Here is a 4,994-nt window from a genome sequence, read left to right on the forward strand (position 1 = left end):
GGCAACGAAGGTGACGCACCCGGAGCGCGTGATCGACAAGCGCAGCGGCATCACGAAGCTCGACCTGGTGCACTACTACGAGAGCGTGGCGCAGCGGATGCTGCCGCACCTGAAGGGGCGGCCGTGCGCGCTGCTGCGTGCGCCGGAAGGCGTGGGCGGCGAGACCTTCTTCCAGAAGCACGCCGGCAAGATGCGTTTCCCCGGCCTGCGTGAGCTCGACTCGGCGCTGTGGCCGGAACACGAGCCGCTGCTGGAGGTGCCGAGCGCGGCAGCGCTGGCGGGCGCGGCGCAGATGAACGTGATCGAGTTCCACACCTGGAATGCGCTGGCGCGCCGCATCGACCAGCCCGACCGCATGGTGTTCGACCTGGATCCCGGAGAGGGCGTCGAGTGGGCGCAGGTGCGCGAGGCGGCGGCGCTGGTGCGTTCGCTGCTGCAGGCGCTGGGGCTCGAGAGCTGGCTGAAGACCAGCGGCGGCAAGGGCCTGCACGTGGTGGTGCCGCTGAAGCCGCAGCACGGCTGGGATGCGGTGAAGGGTTTCTCGCAGGCGATCGTGCAGCACATGGCGAGCGTGGTGCCGGAGCGCTACGTCGCGAAGAGCGGCCCGAAGAACCGCGTCGGCAGGATCTTCGTCGACTACCTGCGCAACGGCCACAACGCGACGACGGTGGCCGCGTTCTCGGCGCGGGCACGGCCGGGGCTGGGCGTCTCGATGCCGGTGCCGTGGAGCGCGCTCGACGAACTGAAGGGCGGCGACCAGTGGACGGTCAAGACCGCACGCGAGCACCTGTCGTTCGAACGCGAGGATCCGTGGCAGGACTACTGGACGACGAAGCAGGTGCTCGGGCGGGCGATGCAGCGGCTGGGGTACAAGCCGGCGAAGGCGAAGGGCTGATCTCGATCAGTTGAGCGGGGCGGCCCGCCCGTTCACCCTGAGCAGGGACCGAGCTTGTCGAGGGCCCGTCCGTCGAAGGGCCATATCCGAAGCGCGCAGGGTCTTCGACAAGCTCAGCCCGACCCTTCGACAAGCTCAGGGCGAACGGCGTTTCCTCGCCACCGCCCCCATCCCCGCCAACCCCAGCACCATCAACGCCCAGGTCGCCGGCTCCGGCACCGGCGCGGTGTTGTTCCAGCTGTACGCGAACAGCTCGAAGCTGCCGAACAGCACCTGGCCCGAGTGGTTGTGCACCGTCAGCGAGAGGTTGCCGAGCGGGTCGGCGCTGTACGTGAAGTCGTCGAAGCTCGGCAGCCGCTGCTGCACGCCGGTGCCGGGCGCCGTCGGGTTCTCGTTGAAGATGTTCGCGATCAGGTTCACGCCGTTGGTCCCGAACGCCTCGTCGCGGAAGATCAGCGCCGCCTGGTGCACGTACAGGTCGGGCCGGCTGCTGTCTTCGGTGAAGCGCGGCAGAGGGGTCGATGCCACCGCGTTCGCCAGCATCGCGATGCCCGAGAACGTCACCGACGCGAACGGGTTCAGCACGAAGGGCCGCTGCCAGTTGACCGTCGCACTCGCCTCGTCGTCCTGGTGATCGGCATGCCAGCCGGCCGATACGCTGCCGTGCGAGATCGAGGCCTGCGCCGACAGCGTCTCGCCCGATGGTTTCGGCAATTCGATCGCCGCCTCGCCGAACGGCGTGCCCTCGCGCGCCGACGCATCGAGCAGGCGCGACTTCAGGTTCAGCGAGCGCGGATCGCCCGCCTCCTGCACCTTGTGCGACGTCACGATCGACGCCTGAAAGCCGTTGTCCGCCAGCCAGTGCCCCGGCTCGCCGGTGTCGAGCCCGCTCGGCGTACCGAGCGTGAAGCTCGCCGAGGYGGAACCGGGTTCCGAACCCGGCGTCGAGCCCGCGCCGGCTTGCGCCACGCCGCACACGCCCAGCGCGCACGCCGAGGCGATGATCCACGACATCTTCATCTGTTCTCCCTGCCGGATCCACTTCCGGAGACCCCCATTGGAAGAGGCGGCGCCATCGGCGGCAACCCCCAATTGGTAGCGGCCCGTGTATCCGACGGAGTGCCGTCCGACAGGCCGCTTCCGGATCAGCGCGACGCCAGGCTCTGTGCCGGCCGCCGCAGGCTCGGATCGAACGGGTGGATCTGCGGCCCGATCGCGGCCGCCTCGCGCTTCAGCAGTTCCACCACGGTCGGCATCCGGTCGGCATTCAGCCGGTCCGAGATCGTGCCGACCGAGAGCGCCGCCACCGCGCGCCCCTCGCGGTCGAGCACCGGCACCGCGACGCCCGCCATGCCTTCGAGCAGCCCGGTGTTGCGGCCCGCGTAGCCGAGCTGCCGCACGCGGTCGATCTCGGTGCGCAGGTAGACCTCGTCGTACACGCCGTACTCGCGCACCCGCGACAGGTTGAAGCGGATCACCTCTTCGCGCTCGGCCTCCGGCAGGAACGCGAGGATCGCCAGCGCCCCCTGGCCCACGCCCAGCGCGACGCGCCCACCGACGTCGCCGGTGAACGAGCGGATCGGGAACGGCCCCTCGCTGCGGTCCAGGCACACCGCATCGAAGCCGCTGCGCGCGAGCAGGAAGATGCTGTCGCCCAGGCTCGCGCACAGCCGCAACAGCGCGGGTCGGCACAGCGTGCGCAGGTCGGCCGGGTTGCCGGCCGAGGCGGCCAGCGCGAAGAACTCGATGCCCAGGCGATAGAGCTTGCTGCGCGCGTCCTGCTCGACGATGCCCTCTGCCACCAGCGACTGCAGCAGGCGGTGCGTGGTGGCCTGCGTCAGGCCCACGCTGCGGGCAATCTGCGTGACGCGCCCCCCATCGGCGTGCACCTGCGCCAGCGCACGGATCACGGCAAACAGCCGGCTGGCGGCGGCGGTCGACGGGCTCTCATCGCTCATGCTCGATCCTGTGGAATTCCATGGGTCACAGAAGCCTGAAGTATTCCATCAAACGAAATAGGGAAATGGAGTATTTGATTGATTGGAATTCTCGGGTCAAGATGGCCCGCAACTTGCGATCCGTTGGAGGAATCTTCCCTCCCGGATTCCGCAAGCGAGGACCCCGATGTCTTTCCTGCAGTTGACTGGCGTGACCAAGTTCTATGGCGACACCTGCGCGGTCGCCGACATGAACCTGTCGGTCGAGAAAGGCGAGTTCGTCTCGCTGCTCGGGCCTTCGGGATGCGGCAAGAMCACGACGCTGCAGATGGTGGCCGGTTTCGAGCCGGTGACGCGCGGCCGCATCGAGCTCGACGGCCGCGACATCACGCACGCCAAGGCCAACACGCGCGGTCTCGSCATSGTGTTCCAGACCTATGCGCTGTTCCCGCACATGACGGTCACCGCCAACGTGGCCTTCGGCCTCGAGATGCGGCGCATGCCGCGCGCCGAGCGGCTGGAGCGGGTGCGTGAGGCTCTGGCGCTGGTGCACCTGGAAGCGCATGCCGGCAAGTACCCGCGCGAGCTCTCCGGCGGGCAACGCCAGCGCGTCGCGCTCGCCCGCGCGCTGGTGATCGAGCCGCCGGTGCTGCTGCTCGACGAGCCGCTGTCCAACCTCGACGCGCAGCTGCGCGAGGAGATGCAGTTCGAGCTGCGCCGCATCCAGCGCCAGGTCGGCACCACCACGGTGATGGTCACGCACGACCAGGGCGAGGCGATGTCCATCAGCGACCGCGTCGTCGTGATGGAGCAGGGCCGCGCGACGCAGGTCGACCGGCCGCAGCGCGTCTACGAGCATCCGCGCACCCGCTTCATCTCGACCTTCGTCGGCAAGGCCAACCTGCTGGAAGGCCGCGTCAACGGCGAAGGCGCGGTGCAGGTCGGCAGCCTTCGCGTGGTGGTCGAAGAGACGGGCTTCCGCCCCGGGGCCGCGGTGCTGCTGAGCGTGCGGCCCGAGAAGCTGCAGTTCGTCGCGCCGGGCAGCGGCCGGCTCGACGGCGAGATCGCCGAGCGCTTCTTCCTCGGCAGCCAGTGGCTGTACCGCGTCGACACCGCGGTCGGCGCGCTCGCGGTGCTGTGCCCGAACGACGGCCGCGTGGCGCTCGAAGCCGGGCAGCGCACCGGCATCGACTGGCCGGTGCACGGCAGCCGGCTGCTGCCGGGCGAGTCCCCGGCGGTGGAGGCCGCCCCGTGAAGTCCGCCCCCTGGTGGCTCGGCGGCCCGGCGGCGCTGCTCTTCACCGGCCTGCTGCTGGTGCCGCTCGCGCTCACCGCGGTGCTGTCGTTCAACGTCTACGACCCGGCCACCGGCGCGCGCGCCGGCGAGTTCACGCTGGCGCACTACGCGATGGTGTTCGGCGATCCGTACTACCACGGCATCTTCTGGCGCACCTTCCGCATCGCCGCGCTGGTGGCGCTGATCTGCGTGCTGGTCGGTGCGCCCGAGGCGTACGTGCTCAGCCGCATGCGCAACCCGTGGCGCTCGGTGATGCTGCTGGTGGTGCTGGCGCCGCTGCTGGTCTCGGTGGTGGTGCGGGCCTTCGGCTGGAGCATGCTGCTCGGCCCCGAAGGGCTGGTCAACGCGGCGCTGGGCGCGCTCGGCCTCGGTCCGTTCAAGCTGCTCTACACCGAGACGGCGGTCGTCATCGCGCTGGTGCACGTGATGCTGCCGTTCATGGTGATCCCCGTGTGGACCTCGCTGCAGAAGCTCGACCCCGGCATCGAGAACGCCGCACTGTCGCTGAAGGCCTCGCCGTTCACCACGCTGCGCCGCATCGTGCTGCCGCAGGTGATGCCGGGCATCCTGTCGGGCAGCCTGATCGTGTTCGGCCTCGCGGCCAGCTCGTTCGCGATCCCCGGCCTGCTCGGCGGACGCCGCCTCAAGATGGTCGCGACCGTGGTCTACGACGAGTACCTGCACGAGCTGAACTGGCCGCTCGGCGCCGCGATCGCGCTGACGCTGCTGGCCGCCAACCTCGCGGTGATGCTGGGCTGGAACCGCCTCGTCGAAGGCCGCTACCGCCGTGCGTTGGGATGAGGTCACGATGAACCGCAACGGCCCGCTCGCACTCGCGTTCAACGCGCTCGTCATCGCCTTCATGC

General features: G+C 69.7%; 5 protein-coding genes. 3 read left to right on the forward strand and 2 right to left on the reverse strand.

Annotated features, from left to right (window positions below; translation table 11 throughout):
* Positions 1-895: non-homologous end-joining DNA ligase (ligD, locus tag AC1D15_RS17715; protein WP_477827011.1), on the forward strand; the 895-nt coding region annotated here is incomplete at its 5' end.
* 135 nt (positions 896-1,030) lie between these two features.
* On the opposite strand, the gene AC1D15_RS17720 is transcribed toward ligD, so the two are convergent.
* Together AC1D15_RS17720 and AC1D15_RS17725 are read right to left on the reverse strand one after the other, a co-directional pair.
* A complete protein-coding gene (locus AC1D15_RS17720; protein ID WP_477827012.1) occupies positions 1,031-1,915 on the reverse strand; it encodes a PEP-CTERM sorting domain-containing protein in 885 nt (294 codons plus the stop codon).
* Between the two features lie 125 nt (positions 1,916-2,040).
* The gene (locus AC1D15_RS17725) at positions 2,041-2,853 is read right to left on the reverse strand and encodes an IclR family transcriptional regulator (RefSeq protein WP_477827013.1); all 813 of its coding nucleotides are present in this window, start codon (positions 2,851-2,853) and stop codon (positions 2,041-2,043) included.
* A 166-nt stretch (positions 2,854-3,019) separates the two neighbouring features.
* Between AC1D15_RS17725 and AC1D15_RS17730 the strand changes: the two genes are divergently transcribed.
* Both AC1D15_RS17730 and AC1D15_RS17735 read left to right on the forward strand, forming a co-directional pair.
* Positions 3,020-4,087 (forward strand): ABC transporter ATP-binding protein, encoded by a 1,068-nt coding sequence (locus AC1D15_RS17730; protein ID WP_477827014.1) that lies wholly within the window; start codon positions 3,020-3,022, stop codon positions 4,085-4,087.
* Positions 4,084-4,929 (forward strand): ABC transporter permease, encoded by an 846-nt coding sequence (locus tag AC1D15_RS17735; protein WP_465112363.1) that lies wholly within the window; start codon positions 4,084-4,086, stop codon positions 4,927-4,929. The genes AC1D15_RS17730 and AC1D15_RS17735 overlap by 4 nt, the downstream gene beginning before the upstream one ends.
* Positions 4,930-4,994 lie beyond the last annotated feature (65 nt).

The sequence above is a fragment of the Rhizobacter sp. P2_H2 genome (assembly GCF_056403375.1).